Origin of the sequence: Corynebacterium uterequi (assembly GCF_001021065.1) — a bacterium.
GTDB lineage: Bacteria > Actinomycetota > Actinomycetes > Mycobacteriales > Mycobacteriaceae > Corynebacterium > Corynebacterium uterequi.
The window spans coordinates 2,145,585-2,167,197 of the sequence record NZ_CP011546.1 but is presented as its reverse complement, the minus strand read 5'-3'; the positions used below and the strand labels follow the sequence as shown (position 1 = coordinate 2,167,197).

At 65.2% G+C, this 21,613-nt stretch carries 17 protein-coding genes and 1 tRNA gene; 8 read left to right on the top strand and 10 right to left on the bottom strand.

The window, feature by feature from the left end:
• Window positions 1-56: 56 nt before the first annotated feature.
• Entirely contained in the window at window positions 57-1,307 is a 1,251-nt protein-coding gene (locus CUTER_RS09975) for a TIGR04053 family radical SAM/SPASM domain-containing protein (protein WP_047260300.1), read from the top strand.
• Between the two features lie 112 nt (window positions 1,308-1,419).
• On the opposite strand, the gene CUTER_RS09970 is transcribed toward CUTER_RS09975, so the two are convergent.
• Both CUTER_RS09970 and CUTER_RS09965 read right to left on the bottom strand, forming a co-directional pair.
• Window positions 1,420-2,337 (bottom strand): HAD family hydrolase, encoded by a 918-nt coding sequence (locus tag CUTER_RS09970; RefSeq protein ID WP_047260299.1) that lies wholly within the window; start codon window positions 2,335-2,337, stop codon window positions 1,420-1,422.
• An 18-nt stretch (window positions 2,338-2,355) separates the two neighbouring features.
• Window positions 2,356-4,125 carry a glycoside hydrolase family 3 protein gene (locus tag CUTER_RS09965; RefSeq protein WP_047260298.1) on the bottom strand — a complete coding sequence of 590 codons (1,770 nt, stop codon included), beginning with the start codon at window positions 4,123-4,125 and terminating at the stop codon, window positions 2,356-2,358.
• A 175-nt stretch (window positions 4,126-4,300) separates the two neighbouring features.
• Between CUTER_RS09965 and CUTER_RS09960 the strand changes: the two genes are divergently transcribed.
• The gene (locus tag CUTER_RS09960) at window positions 4,301-4,948 is read left to right on the top strand and encodes a hypothetical protein (protein ID WP_052844116.1); all 648 of its coding nucleotides are present in this window, start codon (window positions 4,301-4,303) and stop codon (window positions 4,946-4,948) included.
• Here CUTER_RS09960 and CUTER_RS09955 read toward each other — a convergent pair.
• Both CUTER_RS09955 and CUTER_RS09950 read right to left on the bottom strand, forming a co-directional pair.
• Window positions 4,890-6,206: a lactate racemase domain-containing protein gene (locus CUTER_RS09955; protein WP_047260297.1), complete on the bottom strand. Its 1,317-nt coding sequence runs from the start codon at window positions 6,204-6,206 to the stop codon at window positions 4,890-4,892. The two genes, CUTER_RS09960 and CUTER_RS09955, sit on opposite strands and share 59 nt — an antisense overlap.
• Before the next feature lie 584 nt (window positions 6,207-6,790).
• The gene (locus CUTER_RS09950) at window positions 6,791-7,276 is read right to left on the bottom strand and encodes a GNAT family N-acetyltransferase (RefSeq protein ID WP_047260296.1); all 486 of its coding nucleotides are present in this window, start codon (window positions 7,274-7,276) and stop codon (window positions 6,791-6,793) included.
• A gap of 109 nt (window positions 7,277-7,385) precedes the next feature.
• On the opposite strand from CUTER_RS09950, the gene CUTER_RS09945 reads away from it, so the two are divergent.
• Together CUTER_RS09945 and CUTER_RS09940 are read left to right on the top strand one after the other, a co-directional pair.
• On the top strand, window positions 7,386-8,471 hold the full coding sequence (locus CUTER_RS09945) for a hypothetical protein (protein WP_144412310.1): 1,086 nt from the start codon (window positions 7,386-7,388) through the stop codon (window positions 8,469-8,471).
• A gap of 1,373 nt (window positions 8,472-9,844) precedes the next feature.
• Window positions 9,845-11,110, top strand: coding sequence for an HNH endonuclease signature motif containing protein (locus CUTER_RS09940; RefSeq protein WP_047260294.1), 1,266 nt, complete (start codon window positions 9,845-9,847; stop codon window positions 11,108-11,110).
• Between the two features lie 520 nt (window positions 11,111-11,630).
• On the opposite strand, the gene CUTER_RS09935 is transcribed toward CUTER_RS09940, so the two are convergent.
• Window positions 11,631-11,701 (bottom strand) — tRNA-Gly (locus tag CUTER_RS09935).
• A gap of 143 nt (window positions 11,702-11,844) precedes the next feature.
• Here CUTER_RS09935 and dcd point away from each other — a divergent pair.
• From dcd to CUTER_RS09920, 3 genes are all read left to right on the top strand, one after another.
• Window positions 11,845-12,420 (top strand): dCTP deaminase, encoded by a 576-nt coding sequence (gene dcd, locus CUTER_RS09930; protein WP_047260293.1) that lies wholly within the window; start codon window positions 11,845-11,847, stop codon window positions 12,418-12,420.
• 94 nt (window positions 12,421-12,514) lie between these two features.
• Window positions 12,515-13,831: a UDP-glucose dehydrogenase family protein gene (locus tag CUTER_RS09925; protein ID WP_201775038.1), complete on the top strand. Its 1,317-nt coding sequence runs from the start codon at window positions 12,515-12,517 to the stop codon at window positions 13,829-13,831.
• Window positions 13,828-14,193 carry a hypothetical protein gene (locus CUTER_RS09920; RefSeq protein ID WP_047260291.1) on the top strand — a complete coding sequence of 122 codons (366 nt, stop codon included), beginning with the start codon at window positions 13,828-13,830 and terminating at the stop codon, window positions 14,191-14,193. Before CUTER_RS09925 ends, CUTER_RS09920 begins: the two co-directional genes overlap by 4 nt.
• A 2-nt stretch (window positions 14,194-14,195) precedes the next feature.
• Here CUTER_RS09920 and CUTER_RS09915 read toward each other — a convergent pair whose 3' ends face one another.
• Both CUTER_RS09915 and CUTER_RS09910 read right to left on the bottom strand, forming a co-directional pair.
• Window positions 14,196-15,074, bottom strand: a complete 879-nt coding sequence (locus CUTER_RS09915; protein ID WP_052844115.1) for a glycerophosphodiester phosphodiesterase family protein — start codon at window positions 15,072-15,074, stop codon at window positions 14,196-14,198.
• 5 nt (window positions 15,075-15,079) lie between these two features.
• A complete protein-coding gene (locus tag CUTER_RS09910) occupies window positions 15,080-16,663 on the bottom strand; it encodes an ABC-ATPase domain-containing protein (RefSeq protein ID WP_047260290.1) in 1,584 nt (527 codons plus the stop codon).
• Between the two features lie 132 nt (window positions 16,664-16,795).
• On the opposite strand from CUTER_RS09910, the gene CUTER_RS09905 reads away from it, so the two are divergent.
• On the top strand, window positions 16,796-18,832 hold the full coding sequence (locus CUTER_RS09905) for a YhgE/Pip domain-containing protein (protein ID WP_052844114.1): 2,037 nt from the start codon (window positions 16,796-16,798) through the stop codon (window positions 18,830-18,832).
• On the opposite strand, the gene CUTER_RS09900 is transcribed toward CUTER_RS09905, so the two are convergent.
• From CUTER_RS09900 to CUTER_RS09890, 3 genes are read right to left on the bottom strand one after another with little or no spacing between them, the layout of a single operon-like run.
• Entirely contained in the window at window positions 18,761-20,032 is a 1,272-nt protein-coding gene (locus tag CUTER_RS09900) for a pyridoxal phosphate-dependent aminotransferase (protein WP_047260289.1), read from the bottom strand. The genes CUTER_RS09905 and CUTER_RS09900 overlap by 72 nt on opposite strands.
• A 51-nt stretch (window positions 20,033-20,083) precedes the next feature.
• Window positions 20,084-20,722, bottom strand: coding sequence for a DUF1707 SHOCT-like domain-containing protein (locus CUTER_RS09895; protein WP_047260288.1), 639 nt, complete (start codon window positions 20,720-20,722; stop codon window positions 20,084-20,086).
• A 40-nt stretch (window positions 20,723-20,762) separates the two neighbouring features.
• Window positions 20,763-21,521, bottom strand: coding sequence for a hypothetical protein (locus tag CUTER_RS09890; protein WP_144412309.1), 759 nt, complete (start codon window positions 21,519-21,521; stop codon window positions 20,763-20,765).
• Between the last annotated feature and the right edge of the window lie 92 nt (window positions 21,522-21,613).

The following is a 21,613-nucleotide window of genomic DNA, read 5'->3' as shown; positions in this document are numbered from 1 at the left end:
ACTTTTGGTTGTTATGGTGGGGGTGCCTGGTCACCGTGAGATCAAGGAGCTCCCCCATGACAACTCGGCCCGCCGTGCGCACCGTGCGCCACGACATCGCGAAGAAACCCTTCATCACCATCTGGGAAGTCACCCGCGCCTGTGGGCTGGTCTGCGCTCACTGCCGAGCCGACGCCCAGCACCACGCGCACCCCAACCAGCTCACCACCGAGCAAGGCAAGGCGCTCATCGACCAACTGGCCGCCTACGACAAGCCGAAGCCGCTGCTGGTGCTCACCGGCGGCGACCCCTTCGAACGCGCCGACCTTGAAGAACTCACGGACTACGCCACCCGGCAGGGCCTCAACGTCTCCCTGTCGCCCTCGGTGACGCCGCTGCTGACCCCCGAACGGGTCCAGCGCCTGCACGACCTCGGCGGCAAGGCCATGTCCATGTCCCTCGACGGCGCCACCGCCGCCACCCACGACGCTTTCCGCGGATTCTCCGGCACCTTCGAGCGCACCGTGGACATGGCCGCGCACATCCTCGATGCCGGCTTCCGCCTCCAGATCAACTCCACGCTCACGAGGTCCAACATCCACGAGGCGCCGGAGCTGCTCAAGACGGTCATCGAGATGGGCGCGAAGATGTGGTACGTCTTCTTCCTCGTCCCGACGGGCCGCGGGGCGGCGCTGAACTCCCTGTCCCCGCTGGAGCGCGAGGACGTGTTGCACTGGCTGGCGGACATCGCCGACCGCATCGCCATCAAGACCACCGAGGCGCCGCAATACCGCCGCGTGGTGCTCCAGCGCCGCCAACCCGGCTTCACCTACGACGGCGGCGAGCTGTACCGCTACCTCACCGAGGAGACAACACGACTGCTCGGCGCACACCCGGCGAAGCCGCGCCCACCGCGCCCGCCGATGGCGGTGAACTCGGGTTCGGGATTCGCCTTCATCGACCACGTGGGCGACGTGTACCCCAACGGCTTCCTGCCGATGCACTGCGGCAACGTCAAGGTGGAGGATTTCAAGGACATCTACACCCACTCCCCGGCGTTTAAGGCGCTGCGCGACCCGGATCACTGGCACGGCAAGTGCTCCGTGTGCGAGTTCCACTCCGTGTGCGGCGGCTCGCGGTCGACGGCCTTCGCCGTGACCGGCGACATTCGTGCCTCCGATCCCACGTGCGCCTACCTGCCCGCGGAGTGGGTGGCGCGCGGTGAGGTCGGCGTGGAAGAGGGCGACACCCTCACCCCGGAGGAATCTTTCGCAGAAATGCGGCAGCGGCACGGGCGAACCGTGCCGCTGGAGTTGCGCCCTATTTAGCGCGGTTTCCCCGCGTAGTGCGCGGCGCCTTTCCCGCGTAGTGCGCGGCGCCTTACCCGCGTAGTGCGCGCCGCTTTTCCCGCGTAGTGCGCGAATGCGCACTACGCGTGCACTACGCGTTGTTGCCGGAGATCGTCTTCCAGCTCGGGAGCTCAGGCAGCAGGGCGTTGTACTCGGCGACGAGCTCGTCCTGGTAGGCGCCGGCGAATTCCTCGTTGAGGAACTTCGGCAGGGCCTCGTCCTTGAAGCGAGCCCAGGATTCCTTCTCCTTGCCCGGCATGATCGGGTACCACAGCACGCCCTCGGAGAAGGCAGAGTCGCGGTCGCCCGGGGCGTCGCCGATGAGCATGATGTGATCGTCGGGGTACTTGCCCTTCGCGGCATAGTGGACGTGCTGGGCCTTGGAGCCCATCTCCTGGCCGGCGATGACCTTCATGTACTTGGCCAGACCGTGCTCGTTCCACTCGCGGTCGAGGGCCTCCAGCGGGGTGGCGGAGACGACGAGCTGGTCAACCTTGCCGTCCATGGCTTCGATGGCCTCGCGCACGCCCGGGAACGGGCCGCAGTTCTCGACCATGAAAGCGATCATCTTGTTGACGAGGTTGCCCCACTCGATGCACTGCTCGATCTCGGGGGTGCTGTGCTCCTCGGCGTAGCGGGCGATGCCCACGTCGGAGCGCGGGAACCCGGAGTCGAGGAAGGCCTTGAGATCGTCGCCCTGCGGAACCTTGCCGCCGCGCTCGATGACCTCGGGGCGATCCTTGAGCAGGTCGAAGAGGCGGGACAGGGCCACCCAGCGGTTCTGGCCGCGGGTGGTGGAGTACAGGTTGACGAACAGAGCGGTCTCACGCACGAGCGTGGAGATGTTCTGCAGGTCGAAGCCCTTGATGTAGGACGGGGTGAAGCACTCCTTGTGCTTGATGTCCATGGCGTCCATGGCGCAGCCATCGGAGTCGATACCCACGAAGAAGTCCAGGGTGGGCTCAAGGTCGAGGAGCACCTGTGCGCGCTCCGGCATCTTGTCGGTCATGGTGTGGGTTTCTCCTTCTTAGATGTGGGAATCCGGCAGGCCGCCGAAGGCGTCGATGGGGGACACGCCGGTGAACTCGGACTTGCCTTCGAGCTTGTCCAGGACCGCGGTGAGCGTGTAGTCCTTGTCGTCGTAGGCGTTGATGTAGGTCTTGACCTGCGGAACGTCCGGCAGGTGGTTGGGGCAGGCGAAGGAGATGAACACCGTCGGCACCTCGTGGACGTACCACGGGATGTCCATGGTGCCCTTGGTGGACGGCCAGTACACGCGCTCGATGGGCTGCATGAGGCCGTTGACCTTCGCAGCGGAGATGATGAGGTCATAGTTGTCGGTGATGTTGGACACCGGCGCCTTGCCTTCGTAGGCGCTCATGACCAGCTTGGCGAGCTCTTCCTCGCCCTTGCCCTTGGCCTTCTGCAGCAGGGTCTCGAAGACTTCCACTTCGTAGCCGCGCTCGCGCATCTGGGCGGCCAGGCGCTCGGCCGGGTTGCCGTCGCCGCCGCCGAGGGCCGCCATCGGGTTCGGGGCGCCCTCGATGGGGACAATGAGCACACGCTTGTGGGTCTCCGGGGAGATCGGCAGCGGCTTGAAGCGCTTGTCGGCGTCCTTGACCAGGGTGATGGCCTTGTCGGCGACCTCCACGGCGACGGCCTTCGCCTCGTCGGTGCCGATGAGCTTCAGGGCTTCTTCCTTGGCGGGGAAGAGATCCTCGCGGGCGGTGGTGTGCAGGCCGATCTTCGCCTTAAGACCCAGGGTGCGGGTGACGGCCTCGTCGAGGCGCTCGCGGGTGAGGCGGCCGTCCTTGAGGGCGTCCATCATCCAGCCGAAGTCCTCGTCCGGGTCGTTGAAGAAGAGGAAGAGATCGCAGCCGGCCATGATGGCGGTCGGCAGCACCTCGCGCCGCGGCATAGCGCCGGTCATGGCGACCATGTGGGAGGCGTCGGTAACGACAACGCCCTGGAAGCCGAGCTTGTCGCGCAGCAGCTTCGTGGTCAGGTCGTGCGACAGCGTGGCCGGCATGATGTCTTCCGGCTTCATGTCCGGGTTGTACAGCTTCTGGTACGCCGGCATGGCGATGTGGCCAGCCATGATGGACGGCAGGCCGGCGTCGATAAGGCCCTTGTATACCTTGCCGAAGGTAGCGTCCCACTCCTCAACGGAGAGCCAGTTCGGGGCGGAGGAAAGGTGCTGGTCGCGCTCATCGATGCCGTCGCCCGGCCAGTGCTTGGCGGCCGGCATGATGTTGGACTCCATGATGCCCTTCATGTAGGCAAGGGAGAGCTTGAGGGTGTAATCCGGGTCCTGGGCCCAGGTGCGTACCGAGATGATCGGGTTGCGCCAGTTGTTGTTGAGGTCCACGATCGGGGCGAAGGACCAGTTGCAGCCGACGGCCGCGGCCTCGACGCCGGAGATGCGGCCCAGCTCGTAGGCGTACTTCTCGTCGCCGGTGGCGGCGATCTTCACCTCATGGCCAACATAGGTGCCGTCGTTGACCGCGCCATTGCCGCCGGCCTCGGTGTTGGCAGCGATGAGCAGCGGAATCTTCGCGTTGTCCTGCAGGCAACGGTTCTGCTCCCAGATGTCCTCGGCGTTAGCCTTCTGGTAGCGGACGCCGGCGATGTGGTAGTTGTCCAGGACGCCCTTGAGGTATTCGGGGTCACGGGAGGAGCCCATGTTGATGAAGAGCTGACCGATCTTCTCTTCGTCGGTCATGGAGGCGAGGGTCTCCTCGACCCACTTCACGCCTTCATCGTCGAGGTTGTACGGGGTGGCTTTGAGATCAACCACAAGAACACTCCTTCAGTCTGCGGTGGGGATTTCTCCACCCCATGCTACCCGTTATGGATAACACCAATCCGCCTTTCGACGGATTGCTAGAAAACAACCTTTGGCAACCGGGGGCACGCCGGGGGCAACCTCACATCCCCAGCGCGAGAGCGGGCCGCGTGTTTGAATGCGAGGTATGAGACGTCGTCACATCGGTTTGCTCACGCTCATCATCGTGCTGGTAGCTGTGGTATCCGTGCTCAGCAACATCATGTCCGTGGCAGAGCTGGAGGGCCGCGCGCCCCGGGTGGACTACGTTCGCGGTGTGGCGTCGAAGCTCGTCAACTCCGGCACGCTGTGGGCGGCGGTGCCCTTCGTCGCCGGCGCCTGGTCGCGGCGCTGGTGGGTGGGCGCCGTCGCCGGATGTGCCGCCGCGATGGCATCCCTGGTGGTGCACTACGGACTGGGCACTATCTTCGGCATGTTCACGCCCATGGACTGGGTGTATAACGCCCAGTGGTTTTTCCTGGCGCTCGTGTTGTGCCCGCTGCTCGGGCTGATGGGATTCGGCTCTCAGCGCCCGGGGCTGATAGGCGACGTGCTGCTGTTCACCGTCCCAGTAGGCGCCCTCGCGGAACCGCTTGTGACCAGCCTGTTTACCCCGTGGGAGAGGCTGCCGTGGCCGGACCGTTACTCGGACATCACCACCGGTGCCGTGCTGGTTCTAGCCGGCGCGGCTGGCGTGGTGTGGGCGGCGCGCGAAGTTCGACGCCGCCACACGCGTCTTACTCCGGGCGGTCGGAGGCGAGCCGGTGGAGGATCTCCCCGGCATGCTCGACGATGAGGGTCTCCGGGTCCGCCGCGAACTCCTCCCACGGGAGCTCATCCGGGTTGGCGTAGCCCAGGTTGTAGTGCTCGCACACTTCCGGCGGCACCTGGGATGCCAGGGTGATCCGGCAGCGCAGGGTTTCCACTCCGGTCTCCGGGTCGTAGCTGCCCAGGCCGCGGACGTGGGTGGAGTGCGCGATCTCGCCCCACGGGTGGTCCTTGAACTTGTCCCACTGCTTCGTGAAGTACTCGATGCAGTGGTAGCCGATGGTGCCGATGCCCGGGTGCATCTCGGAGATCTCGGTGATGTGCGGAGCGTAGACGATGATCTCGCCGCCGTCGGCGCACACCGGCTCCATCTTGTACACACCCTTGGCACCGGTCCACAGGTCCTCGTACATCTCCGGAACCTTGGACACGATGCGCGGGTAGGGGGCGTCGACGTACTTAATGTGAGTCTGGGCGGCGACCTTCGCGTTGGCAGCCCAGGCGCTCTTCGTGTCGCCGAAGGCCACGGTGTGCAGGTTCGTGGAGTGATCGTCGCCGGTGGTGGCCACGTAGGTGATAGCCATCTTCTCCGCCGGGATCATGTCCGAGGCAGTGTCGATGAGCTGACGGACCGGCGTGATGCCCAGAGTGCCGATGATGTCGCTGGCCGTGATGAGCGCGCCGACCCAGTGGGAAATGTCGATGACATCGTGCACCGAACAGCCGGGGAAGAAATACTTATTGCCACCAGAGAAGCCCACAACCTCATGCGGGAACACCGGGCCGATGACGAGGTTGACGTCGGCCTCCGCGCACAGCTTGTTGATCTGCACGTCCATGGGGCGGTCGGTGAGCAGGCCCTTGGTTAGGCGCTCGATCTCCTCCGCCGGGACCGTGCCCAGGGTGGCGATGGCGTCCGGGTTGTGCCAGTCGTGGTTGACGAACTCGGCTTTGGGGAAGCGGTCGAGCGGCGCCTCGACCAGCTTCTCGATGGCCTCGACGCTCATGTCCGCGTGGGTGCCCAAGGCGATGAGGATGGTGATCTTCGAGGCACGGTCGGCAATCGCGTCATACGCCGCTTGGATCATGAGGCCGTGCGGGCCGGAACGAGTACCGTCCGGGATGACCACACAGACGTTCTTGTCGTCGAAGTCATAGCCCGCGAGCTGCTCGGCGATGAAGGACCGTGCCTGGTCCTCAGTGAGGGTCTCGGTGGCGGAGCCCAGCAGAGCGGCGCGCTCGGCGAGGCCCTCGGGAACCGGTTGGGTAAGGGTGTTGTTAGCCATAAGTACAGTGTTGTCGGGGCGCGGGCGTATTTCAACCGGTTTCGCAGTGCCATATGACGGGCGGGGGATACTGGGGACTCCGGCCGGTTCGCGGCTCCTGGGCCTCGACACGCGGTGCCGGTCCCGGGGGTGCGCTGAGAGTTCGAGCGTGTTCGCTCTACCTGGGGTTCATGGTGTGGTTTGTGAAATTTACCACTGGTTTTGCTTATTTCCGGCAGAAAATTCCTACATGTGGGCGTCAATGAGGAGCGTTCCCCGGATCCATGGTTGCTAAGAAGCGGAAGCTGCCGAGAAGCCACGTCTGGATTGCATGGGGACTTTTGCTCGGCCTGTGGCTCTGTACGACGCCGGTTAATTCTGAGATACCCAGGGAGCTGGCCGTAGTGTGGTTCGCTTCCCTGATGATTCTGCCGGCGTATGGTCTCACGGTGGCCTTCTCCAGGAGTAACTATGCGCTAGGGTGCTTCGCCGCACTCACTCGTTTTGCGTGGGTGATTATCCTCCTCTCTCTGGTTTTCATTTTGGCATCTCGGACGGGTAGGCCATTTGGGAGCGGGATTTTTTACTCAATCACCTCGAGCAAATCAGAACGACCGCTGGTACGCCAGCCTCTCCGAGCCATCGGGGAGTGTGATAATTCCGCACAACTCGAAACCCGTCGCCGCCAAGGCGCGCTGCATCGGCGCATTATCCCGGTGAGTATCCGCCCGCAGATTCGGTATCTGGCGCGCACAGTGCTCGACGATGGTCGCCACCACCCCGCGCACGCTGCCGTCCGACGCCACCCGGTGGATGGTGCCATACGGGGCGTCGTTAGGCCACGCACCGTCGATGCGTGTGTAGGTGGGGTCCTCTCCCACGTGGAACATGAAGGTTGCGCGGACCACGCCGTCGTCGTCGCGCACCAAGAAACTGTCACCAGCGGCGATGTCCTGGCGCAATAGCTGCTCGCTCGGGTAGCCTCCAGCCCACTGGGTGGGGTTGCCGGCGCGGGCCATGAAGTCTCGGGCGGTGGCATAGATGTCGAGCATCCGCGGGAGATCGCTCAGCGTAGCGGGGGTGATGTGCATAGGGACAGAGTAGCCCCGGCCTCGTGGACTGCGCCGCGGGTACGTTGGTGGACGATCATCAAAATAACAAAAGAACGCACGAACGACGCGGATAGGTGGTTGTCCCCAGGTGACACACGCGAAACAAGATTCCTCGAAAAAGCACCGAATGCTGTGGATTCTGGGGTTGATCGTCGCCGCCTTCTGCCTCATCGTGGCTGGCGACGCGCTCATCAACAAGCTGGGCAGCTCTACCGAGGAGGCGCTGCCGGACAGCGACCGGAGGGCACTGCACGAGCTCAGCATCTATACCGCCGCGGAAAACGACGGCGACCAGGCCTGGAAGGGCATTAGCGTCACTGACCATCCCATCCTGGTGATGAGCAAGGAATCCGGATACTCATACCTGGTCAATCCGGAAACTCCCGTAAGGTCCTTGTTCGCCACGAATATCACGATGCGGGACAATCCCGGCGGGCTGGACGTGCACCGGCTCTCCCGGCTGTATCCGCGGCTGTGGGGTATCAAGGCCTTGGGCGGGAGTTTCAACACCATCGGCGAAACCACCACGGTGTTAGGAAATGACGTCTACTACCTGCGTTTCGACGACTCCAACCTCAACGCCGACTACTCTTCCGAGCACTTCATCGCGTTTCTCGCCCACGAGTCCTTCCACTACTACGGGCAGAATCACTGGCCGGCGTCGTCGCGTTTCCTAGAAGAACTGCGGGACGACGACTACCGCCTCATGAGCGACAAACTAGCCCTGTTGGACGAGGTCCGCGCAGTCACCGACGCCGAATCTCCCGACGAGGACCGGCTCCGCGAGCTGGCGACGCAGCTGGTGGCGCTGGAAGAGCAACGCCTGGCCGCGAACCCCGCCTACGTGAGCGCCGAACAAGGAATGGAGACCATCGAGGGAACGGCTGAGTATATGGGAATGGCGGCCGCCGACTCCGTGGGCTACGACTACGGCGTCATGTACTTCGACAACACCAAGGACGTCCCCTTTGCCGACGTCCTGCCGATGTACCGAGCTGGCAAACTCGGCGAGGGCTTCCTCCGAGACCGGTTACCCTACGAAACCGGCGCGCAGCTGGCGCTGCTGGCCCACGAACTCGACCCCGACGGCGGCTGGCAGGACTACCTCAACGAGCAATCATTGGAACAGCCGCGAACACTCATCGGCGCGCTGGAGCACGTCCTGGCCGGGTGACGCTGGTGTTTGCGGGGGCGGCGGCGGAGTGTTGCTGTGTCATCTCATAGAGGCGGTGACAATTTGTCAATGGCGTCGACCCGTCTCGAGGAAACGTTGAGGGTCTGCAGATGTTTCAACCGCGGAGGTGGGCGGGACACGCCATCGGGGCTGAGAGTGGGCTGCTGGGGAACGTCTGCCAGTGGCCACAGTGACGTTAGTGTTGTCTGGCCAGGCAACTCCTGACCTCCTCGCAGTGGCGCAGCAGTTGTCGGAGTTAACGAGGCTGGTCTTCAGCTTGTAACCGGGCTCGTCCTTGACTATCTCGGGCTGGAGATTTGGGCGCTACGAGAGGTTCCAGACGATGCACGCGCATCACTGGGGACGGGATCTGCCGGAGGTTGGTCCTGGGAGGCAAGCTAGGGAGCAGTCCGAGGATGTGGGCGCGTCGAGCTGGAATCCTAGCCGCCGGAGCGGGCGGAAGGGATGCACGTGCATCACCTCGGGTGAAGGCTTCGACGGTGATGCTGCCAGAGCGAATCGACGCCGAGGAATTGGTTTACGGCTGGTGGATGAAGCCCGAAACGATGCACGTGCATCACAGGGGACGCGATTTGCCGGAGGTCTGTATCGGGCGGGAGAGTGGATTGCGTAGGAGGCGTCAGCTGCGGCCGAGTCAGGCAGGAATCCTGGGCGCTAGGAGCGGCCCGGAGCGATGCACGTGCATCACTTGAGAGGCATCGGCGCCCGGGCCGGCAGCAGAGGGAGGGCAGGCTCCGGCCCACGATGAACACCAAAACGATGCACGTGCATCGCTCGAGAGGCGGCGGCGACGCTCAGGCGAACCCGGCCGGCAGCAAAAAGTGAGCGGCCTCTAGCCCATGATGGGCGCCGAAGCGATGCACGTGCATCACCCGGGAGGCGATTTGCCGAAGGTCTGTATCGGGCGGGAGGGTGGATTGCGTAGGAGGCGTCAGCTGCGGCCGCGTCAGGCTGGAACCCTGGCCGCCGGGAGCGGCCTGAAGCGATGCACGTGCATCACTTGAGAGGCACGACGCCCGGGCCGGCAGCAGAGGGAGGGCAGGCTCCGGCCCACGATGAGCGCCGAAACGATGCACGTGCATCACTCGATTGAGGGCTTCCGGCGGCCAACCCGGGGGCACGCGCACGGCTGTCGTAAACGGCCGAAACGATGCACGTGCATCACCCGCCACAACCACCACGTTCGAACCAAACGTTCCCACCCGGCAGTAAGGACTAGCCCACCCAGCTGCATCAACCATGAAACTGTGACCAAAATCGCACCCCTGTACGATAGCAAACACGTTCTACCCGGCTATGATAGGAACCATCATCACACCACGGGGAAACCACACACGGGGGACACGTAGCTCATGCCCACCACATCACTGATCGACCTCACCGACGCCCGCGACGACGACATCACCAGCATGCTCACCCACGCCCATCGCACCATCACCCGCTCGAAAGCCGCACTGATCGCCGCGATCGCACAGTTCCACGCCCGTGGGCTGGCCGAACACTTCGGCGCCCCGTCGACTGCGACGTGGCTTATCCGCCACTTCCAACTCGCCTCGTCCACCGCCCGGGAGTTAGTCCGTGTCGCGGTGTTCATCACCCAGCACCCTAGGGTTGCTGACGCGTTCTACCTCGGCCGATTGTCCTATTGCGCGGTGCGGTTGCTCATGGCGGTTGTCGATGAGTCCACCACCGAGGATGAAGAAGACGCCATTGTTGCCGCGGCGGAAGGACTAACGATCACTGAGCTACGCGCAGCACTTGCGCCGCTGAGGACACCGCGGGAAGACAAGGTGGAGAAGATCCGTATACGCACCCAGGATGATGGGTGGACGACAGTCAGTATCACGTTGAACCCGGATACGGCTGCGGAGTTTGCGGCGGCGTTGAAAACCGCGGAGTTAAGCAACTACGGCGATACCACCACCAAGGTGGAAGATTCGGACGATCAACCTGGGGATGTAGCCGATCAGATCGCTGGGTTGGATCCGCACGGCACGCACGGTGCGGGGGTGGTGGGTGTGAGTCGGTTTGGTGCTCCTGCCAGGGTGCGGTTGATGGGGGCGTTTAAGGCGGTGGTGCATATTGTGCGTTCCCAGCCGGTGTCGAGGGTGCGTGCCCCGGGCGCGGAGGTGATCTACGTGGTGAGGGAAGATGATGGTGGGGTGCCGCGGGTTGTTAGTGATCCGTCGGCGGTGGCTACGGGTCGGGCGGATAAGTTGTTTAATGCCCGGATGCGTACTTTGTTGGTGGATGGTGTGGGGAATGCGGTGTCGTTGAGTTCGTCGACGCGGTTGGCGACTAATCGGCAGGTCAAAGCGTTGGTGGCGCAGTGGTCGGGGGTGTGTGCTACTCCGGGGTGTGGTCATAGTCGGTGGTTGGAGATGCATCATATTGTGGATTGGGCTCAGGGTGGGCCGACGGATATGTGGAATTTGGTGGTGTTGTGTTCGGCGTGTCATACGTTGGTCACGAATGGGCAGATGCGGATCACGATTGATGATAAGGACCCTTCGCGGTTGCATTTTCGGGCGAGGGGGTCGCATTTTGTGAGTTGTCGGCGTGGTGCGCCGGTGTCGTTGGAGTCGTTGCTGGCTCGTAAGGCCCCGACCGCGGCCTAGGCCCCGCCTGGGCCCGCAAGGGCATGGAAGGCCAGAGGCCGCGTTCCCGCGCCGCGGCCTGCGCCGTGGAGCCGAACAGCTGAAGCGGTTTGGTTGGTGAGAGGGCATGATGTAACACAGGAGGAAGATCATGGCTCGCTAAGGACGTGCATTGCGTCTAGCCCGACGAGGTCGTCGCGTCGCTTAGAGTAACCGGCGGGGTCGAGGTTGATGGCCTGCTAGGGCCTCGGCCCTTATTGCGTGCACGACACCCACCCCGGGATGAGGCACTCACCCACACTCAAATGCGAAGAGCCTGATAACCGGAACCCACGCCATCACATCCAACGCCGAAACCGGAGAGGTCATCGCTGAACACCACATCGACACCGGCCGACGCTACCAACCCAACGCACTCAAGAACACCCGCCGCGCATAACCGAACACCCCGCCTGCCCAGAACAACGTTCCAACCAGACGGGGTGAACTGTCAACCATGTCGCGACGGATAGTGTCAACTATGTCCCGACTGATCACAATGAGCCGGCGACGGGAATCGAACCCGCACTCTCAGCTTGGGAAGCTGATGTTCTACCACTAAACTACGCCGGCAGTCACACTCCGACGGCGCCGTGCACCCGACTCGAAGCTGCTAGGTAGGCATCCTAGCACCCCCGTCGTCGCCGGTGAAAACCCGGGGTGTGAAAACCCGGGGTGAGCCGTCCGCGCAGACATCGACGCGTAGGCTGGGCTACGTGCTTCTTTCAGATCGGGACATCCGTGCCGCCATCGACTCCGGGGACCTGGGCATCGAACCTTATGATGCGCAGTTGGTTCAGCCGTCGAGCGTCGACGTTCGCCTGGACCGCTTCTTTCGGGTCTTCAATAACTCCAAGTACACACACATCGACCCTAAACAGGAGATGAGTGAGCTGACTTCCCTCGTCGAGGTGGGCGCCGAGGAGTCCTTCGTGCTGCATCCGGGGGAGTTTGTGCTGGCTTCAACGTTGGAGAAGTTCACCCTGCCGGCTACGTTGGCGGGCCGCCTGGAAGGCAAGTCGTCGCTGGGCAGGTTGGGTCTGCTCACTCACTCCACTGCCGGGTTCATCGACCCGGGCTTCTCCGGCTACATCACCTTGGAGCTGTCCAACGTGGCGAACCTGCCGATCGTGCTCTACCCGGGAATGAAGGTGGGGCAGTTGGCGCTGTTTGCGATGTCCTCGCCGGCGCAGACGCCATACGGCACGGGGTCGCTGGGGTCGAAGTACCAGGGCCAACGGGGGCCGACGCCGTCGAAGTACTACCTCAACTTCACCGCGGACGCCAGATAGCGGACGCCAGATAGCCCGCCGCCATCCAACAAGGCGCGCAGTTTTTACCAGAGGGCCGCGCTGTGTTCACGTTGCGGGGCTATTCTGTACTGCTATGCGTATGTCAGTAATCGGTACCGGTTATCTCGGAGCAACTCACGCCGCGTGCATGGCGGAGTTGGGGCATGAGGTTATCGGCGTCGACGTCGATGAGAACAAGATCGCCCAGCTGTCCGCGGGGGAGGTGCCCTTCTTCGAACCCGGTCTGCAGGAGATCCTCTCTCGTACCATCGATGCCGGCCGGCTGCGGTTTTCCACTGATTATGCGGACGCGGCGCAGGCCCACGTCCACTTCCTCGGGGTGGGTACCCCACAGCAGCGTGGCGCCTACGCGGCGGATCTGACGTACGTTCGGGGCGCGATCAGCCGTCTGGTCCCGTTGCTGCATGGCGAGCATCTCATCCTGGGTAAGTCGACGGTGCCGGTGGGCACGGCCGCTGAGCTGCAGCAGCTTGCCGACTCTCTCGCGAACGAGGACGCAACCGTCGAGATTGCGTGGAACCCGGAGTTCCTGCGCGAATCCCACGGCGTGGAGGACACCATCCACCCGGATCGCATTGTCCTCGGTGTGCGCGACGGCTCCCAGGCCGAAGAGATTGTCCGCGAGGTCTACGCCACTCAGCTTAAGGAGGGCATCCCCTTCCTGGTCACCAATCGGGAGACCGCGGAGCTGGTGAAGGTGGCGGCTAATTCCTTCCTGGCTACCAAGATCAGCTTCATCAACGCCGTGGCGGAGTTGTGCGAGGTCAGCGGTGCCGACGTGGTGGCGTTGGCTGAGGCCATCGGCTACGACGATCGCATTGGCCGGAAGTTCCTCGGCGCCGGGTTGGGTTTCGGCGGTGGGTGCCTGCCGAAGGACATCCGTGCCTTCATGGCTCGGGCGGGTGAGTTGGGTGCCGATCAGGCGCTGAGCTTCCTGCGCGAGGTGGATCGGATCAATATGCGTCAGCGGGATCGCGTGGTGCACTTGGCGAAGCGGGAATTCGGCGGCAGCCTGCTCGGAACCCGGATCACGGTGTTGGGCGCGGCGTTCAAGCCGAACTCGGACGACGTCCGGGATTCGCCGGCACTCAACGTCGCGGGGCAGCTGTCCCTGGCCGGTGCGGCGGTGACGGTGTGCGATCCGAAGGCTATGGATAACGCCAGGAAGGTGTTCCCCACGCTCAACTACGTCGGCGACGTTGAGGAGGCGCTGGCCGGCGCTGAGCTGGTCATCTTGGCCACGGAGTGGCAGGAGTTCAGGAACCTGGATCCGGTGGTCGTGGGTGAAGTGGTGGCGCAGTGCCGCATGATCGACGCCCGCAATGTCCTCGACGCCGACGCCTGGCAGCGCGCGGGGTGGTCGGTGACCGCGCTGGGTAGGTCGCTGTGAGCGTCCTGACCGTCATTGACCCCGCGGCGGTGCCCACGGGCTCGATCGCGGAGTTTTTGCACTGGCACGACCTCACCACCGAGTGGGCGGAGGATCGGGATTATGGCTCCACCGAGGGCACCAGTGAGCCGTTGGTGACGTGGCTGGAGCGGATGAGTACCCGCTTCCCGCCGGTGGTCGAAGGCGCGACGGGAACGACTCGCTACATCATCGGCTCTACCTGCGTGTACGCCCGATTTGCGGACGGCGTCGCCGAGGCCGCCGACGCGCGGGCCGCAGAGCTGGCCGAGGCCCTCGGCCTGGGGCTGTACCGGGCGGCGTCGGGCCGGGTGCTGCTGCCCGGCGGAGTGGTGCTCGAGTAGCGCTAGTAGGCGATGCCGCGGGCGTCGAGCAGCGCGGCCAGGCGTGCCGGGTAGTCGGTGATGATGCCGTCGACGCCGGCGTCGACCCACGCTGCCATGTCGGCCTCGTCGTTGATGGTGTAGGGGGTGACGCGCAGGCCCTGCACGTGGGTGCGGGCGATGTAGCTGGCTGGGTCAGCGATGTCCAGGTAATTCGGAGAGATGATGGATACGCCGAGCTGGTCGGCGGCGTCGAAGAAGCTCGTCGCCTTCAGGTTGCCGAGGTAGGCCGCGTCGGGGTCGAATTCGCCCCACGTAAGCATGAGCAGCGGGATCTCCGGGGCGGCTGCGGCGACGAGGGGGAAGGTTGAGTAGTCGAAGGACTGGATCATGACCCGGTCGGCTTTGTCGTAGCGGCGGACGACGTCGAGGATCGCGTCGACGAATTCCTGCGGGCTGGCGGTGTGTTCCGGGTTGTCGAACTCCCGCTTGGTCTCAATGTTGAAGAAGACGTCCGGGTGGTCCTTCGTCAGTTCGAAGACGTCGGAGAGCTGAAGCATGCGGTTGACCTCGGCATGGTCGGCGTCGGGGAAGGCGTCGAGCGCGACATTGCAATTGAGGGTGCGCAGCTGATCGAAGCTGAGTTCGTGCAGGTACTTGCCGACGTAGGGGAAGGCGGGGTCGCCGTCGGTGGCAGGCGCCGTGTCGACGCACTTGTCGGCCTGGACGGTGGGGTCGTGCCAGACGACGGGGGTGCCGTCGGCGGCGAGGACGATGTCGAGTTCCAGCGTGGTGACGTTTAAGGCGAGGGAGCCGGCGATGCCAGCGGCGGATTCTTCCGTCCACTGGCCGCGGCCAAAGCGGTGGGCTTGCAGGTCAAAGGCGTGAGGGAGGGACTTCATGCGCTTTAGCGTAAGTGGCTCACGGCAAACAGCAACTCGAACGGGCGAACCCGGGCCAACCGGCCGGAGCGCGCCTGCCCGGGGAAAGTCGCGGCCATCTCCTCGCAGGCTTGGAGGACGGTGGCGCCGTCGTCGAGCAGTTCGACGAGGCCGGGCAACGCGGCGGCGATGGCCCGGGTTTGGGAGGGGTGAACGAGCTGGCCACAGGCGCTCAAGTCCAGCTCCCCACGTCCGACGCGGATGGTGTGCAGGGACTTGGCCTGCGGGGGTTTGCGCCCGTCGAGGCGCGGGTGAAGCTGGGCGCCGGTGCGCGGGCGCGGGGCGGAGATGGCACTGGAGACGGCGCTGAGCGGGGAAGCGAGGCCGTGGGCGGTGTCGGTGGCGTCGAGCGGCTGGTAGGCGTCCATGACGATGACGGTGTCGGCGACGTCGAGGAAGGCGGAGGTGCCTCCGGTGATGAGGACCGTCGAGACTCCCAGGTCGTCGCGCAGGCTGCGGATGCGGTGCAGCAGCGGGGTGATGGGTTCGCGGGAGTCGGGGACGAGGGCGCGCATCCGCTCGTCGCGGATCATGAAGTTTGTGGCAGAGGTGTCCTCGTCGATGAGCAAGCACGACGCGCGGGCCTCCAACGCTTCCATGAGCCAGGCCGCCTGGGAGGTGGAGCCGGAGGCGTTGGTGGTGGAAAAGGAGGTGGTGTCGGCGTGGGTGGGAAGGTTGGTGATGAAAGGGGAGATGTCCACGCAGGTGACGGCGCGGCCGTCTTCGGCGCGCAGGCTTACGGCGTCGGCGCGGGTGATGGCGAACTCTCGGCCGTCGCCGCGGCGGTGGTTGTAGACGCCGAGCTGGAGCGCGCGCAGCAGCGTCGATTTGCCGTGAAAGCCGCCGCCGGCGATCACGGTGATGCCCTCCGGGATGCCTAGGCCGGTGACGGTGGCGCCGGAGGGCAGCTCGATGGCGACGCGCAGGGACGAAGGCGCGCGGAAGGCGACGGCGCCGGCGAGGGGGAGATCGCTGTCGCCGGAGCGGCGCGGGAGGATCGAGCCATCGGCGACGAAGGCGACGAGGCCGCGAGACGAGAGTTCCTGGCGGAGTGCCTCCTGGTCGAGGAAGAGCTCGCAGGCGGCGTCGAGCTCGGCGGCGTCGACGGCGAGGGCGTCGTCCAGGGCCGCGGGAAGGGTACGGGTGAGCAACTCGGCGGCGGCGTGGCCGCGGATGCGGCGGCCGTTGGCGGGCAGTGTTGCTTCGATGCGGATCTCTAGGCCCGTGTCGAGCAGGCGGACAGCGGTGGCGTCGAGGACCTGCTGGCCGGGGGCGTCGATGTGAAGCTGACCGGTGCGCTTGTCGCCGCGCGGCAGGGCGGCGTGGAGGCGCCGGGCGAGGAGGTCCGCGGCGGCAGTAGGGCAGCGTTGGGCTGCGCTGAGCTGCGGAAACTGCGTGTGGATGCGCAGTTGTGACGGCGGGGCGAAGGGGTCCGATTGGACGCGGTCGATGTACACAGTTAGCTCGCCGACGCGGTGGCGCCCGCGCAGCTTCTTGTAGGCGCCGTAGCCGGCGCCGTCGAGGGATCTAAGGGTGGCTGCAAGTGACATCGGGATCCTTCGGTGAGTTTGAGGGCGAAACCAACCCTCTGTAGTGTTTGTATCGCTAAGCAAACGAACTGTCGTTGTCCGCGCCGAACCGAGGCGGGACGCTAGCGGACCAGGTTACCGAAAGGCCCTTTCATGTCTCGTTCCCAGCACGCGCGCCGCGGCGCCCGGCTGCGCCCACCACTCATCGTGGGATTGCTCGTCCTGCCCATCACCGTCGCCATGGTGTACATGTGGGCGATGTGGGATCCCACCCCGTACCTGCGCACGGTGCCACTCGCCGTCGTTAACGAAGACGCCGGCCTGCCCGGTGGCGACAACCACGGCCGCACCGTCGTCGAAGGCTTGCTCGCCACCGACTACCTCCACTTCGAGGAAGTCTCCGCCGCCGAGGCCGACGCCGGGCTCAAACACACCGACTACCTGTTCACCGTGCGCATCCCGAAAGACTTCTCCGCCGCGACCCAGTCCGTCATCTCGGAGAATCCGCGGCATCCCACCATCGAGATCACCGAAAACGACTTCAACGGCACCGCCGGCGCCTTCCTCACGTCCGGGCTGCTTCCCGAGGTAGAAGCCAAGATCAACACCGCGGTGTCCACCACCTACGCCGAACGCGTTCTGGGCGGACTCAACCAGCTCGGCGAGGGCATCGCCGCCGGGGCCGACGGCGCCGAACGCGTCAACGACGGCGTCACCCGCCTCGCCGACGGTTCCGCGACGCTCGCCGACGGCACGGGCCGCCTCACCGAGGCCACGACGCGGCTCACCGAGGGGTCCGCCAAGCTCGTCGACGGCACTGCCCTGGTGGAACAAGGCAGCCAGCGTCTCGCCGAGGGCGGGCACCGCCTCATCGACGGCACCGATCAGATGGCCGACGGCATGAGCCAGATCTCCGGCGGCATCTCCGAACTCAACACCCACCTTTTGCCGTTGGTGGACTCCGCCCAGGGCCTCTCTCCGTTCCTTGGCGCGCTCGCGCCGGTGCTCGACGGCGTCGGTCGGGCCGACGACGCCCAGCGGATGCGCGACATCGCCGCCAAGTTCGACCCCGCCAACCCCGACAACCTCGCCACCTCCTTGCGCCGGCTGGAAGACGGCGCCCACCTCGTCCACACCAACCTCTCCGACCCGCAATCCGCGTACCGCGGCGGGCTCAATCAGCTCGTCGACGGCATGGACTCACTAGAGCAGGGCACCGCCCGGGTGGCCGAGGGCCAGCGCAGCCTCAACGCCGGCCTGAGCGCTCTCGACGACGGGGCGGTGCGCCTCCACGACGGCGCGACGCGGCTCGACGACGGCGTCGGCGAACTCGGCGAGGGCACCGCCCGCCTGGCCACCGGCCTGCGCGACGGCGCGGACCGCGCGCCCCACGTCGTCAACCTCAGCGCCTCCGCGGAACAGATCGGCGCCCCGATCACCTTCGAGCACACCAACCTCAACCCGGCGAAGAGCATCGTCGACCCGGCCGACCCCACCGTCCGCGTGGCCGACTCCGGTGCGTCGCTGCTTATCCTGCTGGTGTTCGGTTTCCTGCTCACTTTCCTCGCGTCGCTGCTGCTGCCCGGCCTGCGTCACCGAGCCACCATCGCGGCCGCGCTGCGCTCCTGGGCGGTGCATGTCGGCGTCGGCGGGGCCATCACGGCGGTGCTCGCCGGGCTGGCCGGCACCCTCGGGTGGTCTCCCGCGAACCCGGTCGCGATGGCCGTCGCCCTCGGCCTCGTGGTGGCCACTAACGCGGCGGTGCTCGTGTTCTTCTCGACGATCCTCGACCGCGTCCTAGCCGGAATTGCCAGCCTGGCCGCGTTCTTCCTCGGCCTGTTCAGCTTCGGCGGCATCTGGCCGGAATACACCACCCCGGCCGCCTTCCGGCTGCTGCGCCCGCTGCACTGGATGAGCTACCAGCGCGAGGGGTTCGTCGCCGCCTCTCAAGGAACCTTGGGCGGTGGTTACGCTATCGGCGTCGCCGGGATGCTCGCGTGGCTGCTCATTGTCGGCGGCGTCACCGTCGTCATCATGGCGGCGCGCGCCCGACGCGCGGCGGCGGCCCGGGCAGAGGTCCTCGCCGCCGTCGACGCCATCGAAGCGGGCGCCGACCCGCTACTGCTTGTAGGAGACGAGGAAGTTTCCGAGCCGCTCAATGGCGTTCTCCAGCTGGGACGCCCACGGTAGCGTCACCACCCGGAAGTGCTGGGTGTCCGGCATGTTAAAGCCGGTGCCCTGCACCATGAGAATCTTCTCCGCCCGGAGCAGATCCAGCATGAGCTTGGTGTCATCGTGGATCTCGTACACATTGGGGTCCAGGCGCGGGAAGGCGTAGAGCGCGCCCATCGGTTTGACACAGCTCACGCCGGGAATCTCGTTGAGCTTCTCATAGGCGATGTTGCGCTGTTTGAACAGGCGGCCGCCCTCGCCCGTCAAACCGTAAATGGACTGCCGGCCACCCAAGGCCACCTGGATGGCGTGCTGGCCGGGGACGTTGGCGCACAGGCGCGTGCCGGCGAGCAGATCCAGGCCCTCGATGAAGCCCTCCGCGCGGTGCTTCGGGCCGGTGATGATGAGCCAGCCGGCGCGGTAGCCCGCCACCCGGTAGGCCTTGGACAGACCGTTGAACGTCAAGGTCACGACGTCGGGCGCGACCTCTGCCATGGAGATGTGCTCCGCGCCGTCGTAGAGGATACGATCATAGATCTCGTCCGCGAGGATCATGAGATTGTTCTCCCGGGCGACGGCGGCGAGCTGCTCCAACGTCTCTCGGGCGTACACCGCGCCGGTCGGGTTGTTCGGGTTGATGACGACAATGGCCTTGGTGCGCTCGGTGATCTTCGAGCGGATGTCCTCGATGTCCGGGTTCCAGGCATCGTTCTCGTCGCACGCGTAGTGCACGGCCTTGCCGCCGGCCAGCGTCGTCGACGCCGTCCACAGCGGGTAGTCCGGCATAGGGATGAGGACCTCGTCGCCGTCGTCGAGCAGCGCCTGCGTGGTCATGGAAATCAACTCGGAGACGCCGTTGCCGAGGTAGACGTCCTCGACGTCGAAGTGCGGGAAAGCGTCGATCATCTCATAACGCGTCACCACCGCCCGGCGCGCCGGGAGGATGCCCTTAGACGTGGAATAGCCCTGAGAAATGGGCAGCGCGGCGATCATGTCGCGCATGATGACGTCTGGGGCGTTGAAGCCGAAGATGGCCGGGTTGCCCGTGTTGAGCTTGAGGATGCTGTGGCCGTCGGCCTCCATCCGCTCCGCCTCCACTGCAAGCGGGCCGCGGAGGTCATAAAAGACGTTCTTGAGCTTCGACGACTGGTCGAAGGTCGTGGACTGACGGTGCCGAGGCCGCTCGACGGGGGTCTCGGGGGTGCTGTCTTTGCTCATGGAAAACTATCGTGCCATAGCTAGCGTGCATCCGATGAGCGAACCGCGCCGCTAGTGCTTCATCTTGCCCAAACCCCGGCGCGCTACCTCCAGGATCTCCGTGGAGATCTCCCCCGAAAGCTTGTGGCGACGAGCGCGGAGCTCGGCGGCCTCAATGCGATCCCGCGCCCGCTTCTCCGCCGTCTCCAGGGCATGGCGCTGCTCGATCTCGCGCATCCGGGCGCGCCGCAGCTGCCGCACCGACGGCTGGTACCAGCTCGACGGGCCCACCTTCATGACATAGAGCAGCACCACCACTATCGGCACCGCGAGCATCAAGAGCAGCGACAGCCCAGCGGTGGTCTCGGCGAACAGCGTACCGGCGGCGATGGTGCCGATCGTCGTGAGCGCTACCACGCCAGCTCGATTGCGCTGCGACGCCCGGTGCAGCCGGTCGATCTCCGACGCGGTGAAAACCGGCTCCGGCACTGCGACGGCGAAGTTGTGCCCGGCGCCGGCGGAGGGGAAGGGAAGATCGGCGAACGCTGACTCAACGTCGCACGGGAATCGGGCGGCGCTCACCACCCGGCAGCGCTCGTCGTACTCGTCCACCGTGATACGGCCCTCGGAAAAGGCCTCCCCCAAAGCGGTCATGTAGCCAGCTCGTTCGGCGTCGCTGAGGCGGGCGTGTGCTGAATAAGGACTGCTCATGGCACTCATCTTAAGCGCGGCGGCCCGCCCATGAACATTCCTAACGCCGATTGAGCCACGCGTGGCACGCCGGGGTGGGTAACTCCACCAGCACCGTCGCCAGGCGAGTGTCCGAACAACACATCACCACCACCCCCTCGACGTCGACGTCCGCCACCCACGTGCGATGCTGCATTCCCGCGGCTGGCGGCAGTTGCAACTCGGACACCACCGTTCCCGGTGCCAGCCCGACGCGCACCGACGTTGCCAAGGACTCCACCCACTCCTGACCCAGGTCCCGCACTAGCTGCGACGCCTCCCGCGCCCCGCACGCCCGAACCGTAGTGTCGATCTCCGACGGATCAATGCTGACGCTGCCGCCCGGCCAGGTGAGATCCACCGTGGAAGGGGTGATGCTGCCAGTCCGGGTCCCACCACCGGTACCCGGCTCCCAGGCAAGCTCGCCGACGACGGCCACACTGGCGAAGTGAACGTGAAGGTCATCGTCGAGCGCACCTCGGTGAATGCTCACGGCGACGGTGCCGTTCGTCAGGTGAGCGACATCGGACTCCAGGCAGGTGACGCTGAGCCGGCCGTCCGGAAGCAGGTGATGTAGCAGGACAGTCGCGTGTGATGACGGCATAACACGCGACGACGGCGTCGTGCGACGGTGCGCCACCATCGTCAACGACCCTTCCCCTGCCAGCAACCGGGACGCGAGACGATGCTCGTAGGCGGATAGGCCCGTCGCGTGCGGCCTGCCCGTTTCCGGGCAACTAGCCGCGCCAGCCAGGGCGACCGAAGGAGACGGGGTCGTCATTGAGGGGCCAGGGGAAGGTGAGACGCGCACGGGAACTCCAATCACTATAGGTAAGCCAATCCTAAAACTGCGTTAGCTTGGGGTGCAAGAGC

What these genes read in the sequence shown, in the direction of transcription:
- CUTER_RS09915 (WP_052844115.1), bottom strand. Translation starts at nt 15,074, where the DNA reads ATGAAGTCCCTCCCTCACGCCTTTGACCTGCAAGCCCACCGCTTTGGC.
- CUTER_RS09975 (WP_047260300.1), top strand. Translation starts at nt 57, where the DNA reads ATGACAACTCGGCCCGCCGTGCGCACCGTGCGCCACGACATCGCGAAG.
- CUTER_RS09900 (WP_047260289.1), bottom strand. Translation starts at nt 20,032, where the DNA reads ATGAGCAAAGACAGCACCCCCGAGACCCCCGTCGAGCGGCCTCGGCAC.
- CUTER_RS09950 (WP_047260296.1), bottom strand. Translation starts at nt 7,276, where the DNA reads ATGCACATCACCCCCGCTACGCTGAGCGATCTCCCGCGGATGCTCGAC.
- CUTER_RS09910 (WP_047260290.1), bottom strand. Translation starts at nt 16,663, where the DNA reads ATGTCACTTGCAGCCACCCTTAGATCCCTCGACGGCGCCGGCTACGGC.
- CUTER_RS09925 (WP_201775038.1), top strand. Translation starts at nt 12,515, where the DNA reads ATGCGTATGTCAGTAATCGGTACCGGTTATCTCGGAGCAACTCACGCC.
- CUTER_RS09955 (WP_047260297.1), bottom strand. Translation starts at nt 6,206, where the DNA reads ATGGCTAACAACACCCTTACCCAACCGGTTCCCGAGGGCCTCGCCGAG.
- CUTER_RS09895 (WP_047260288.1), bottom strand. Translation starts at nt 20,722, where the DNA reads ATGAGCAGTCCTTATTCAGCACACGCCCGCCTCAGCGACGCCGAACGA.
- CUTER_RS09970 (WP_047260299.1), bottom strand. Translation starts at nt 2,337, where the DNA reads ATGACCGACAAGATGCCGGAGCGCGCACAGGTGCTCCTCGACCTTGAG.
- CUTER_RS09940 (WP_047260294.1), top strand. Translation starts at nt 9,845, where the DNA reads ATGCCCACCACATCACTGATCGACCTCACCGACGCCCGCGACGACGAC.
- CUTER_RS09905 (WP_052844114.1), top strand. Translation starts at nt 16,796, where the DNA reads ATGTCTCGTTCCCAGCACGCGCGCCGCGGCGCCCGGCTGCGCCCACCA.
- CUTER_RS09890 (WP_144412309.1), bottom strand. Translation starts at nt 21,521, where the DNA reads ATGACGACCCCGTCTCCTTCGGTCGCCCTGGCTGGCGCGGCTAGTTGC.
- CUTER_RS09960 (WP_052844116.1), top strand. Translation starts at nt 4,301, where the DNA reads ATGAGACGTCGTCACATCGGTTTGCTCACGCTCATCATCGTGCTGGTA.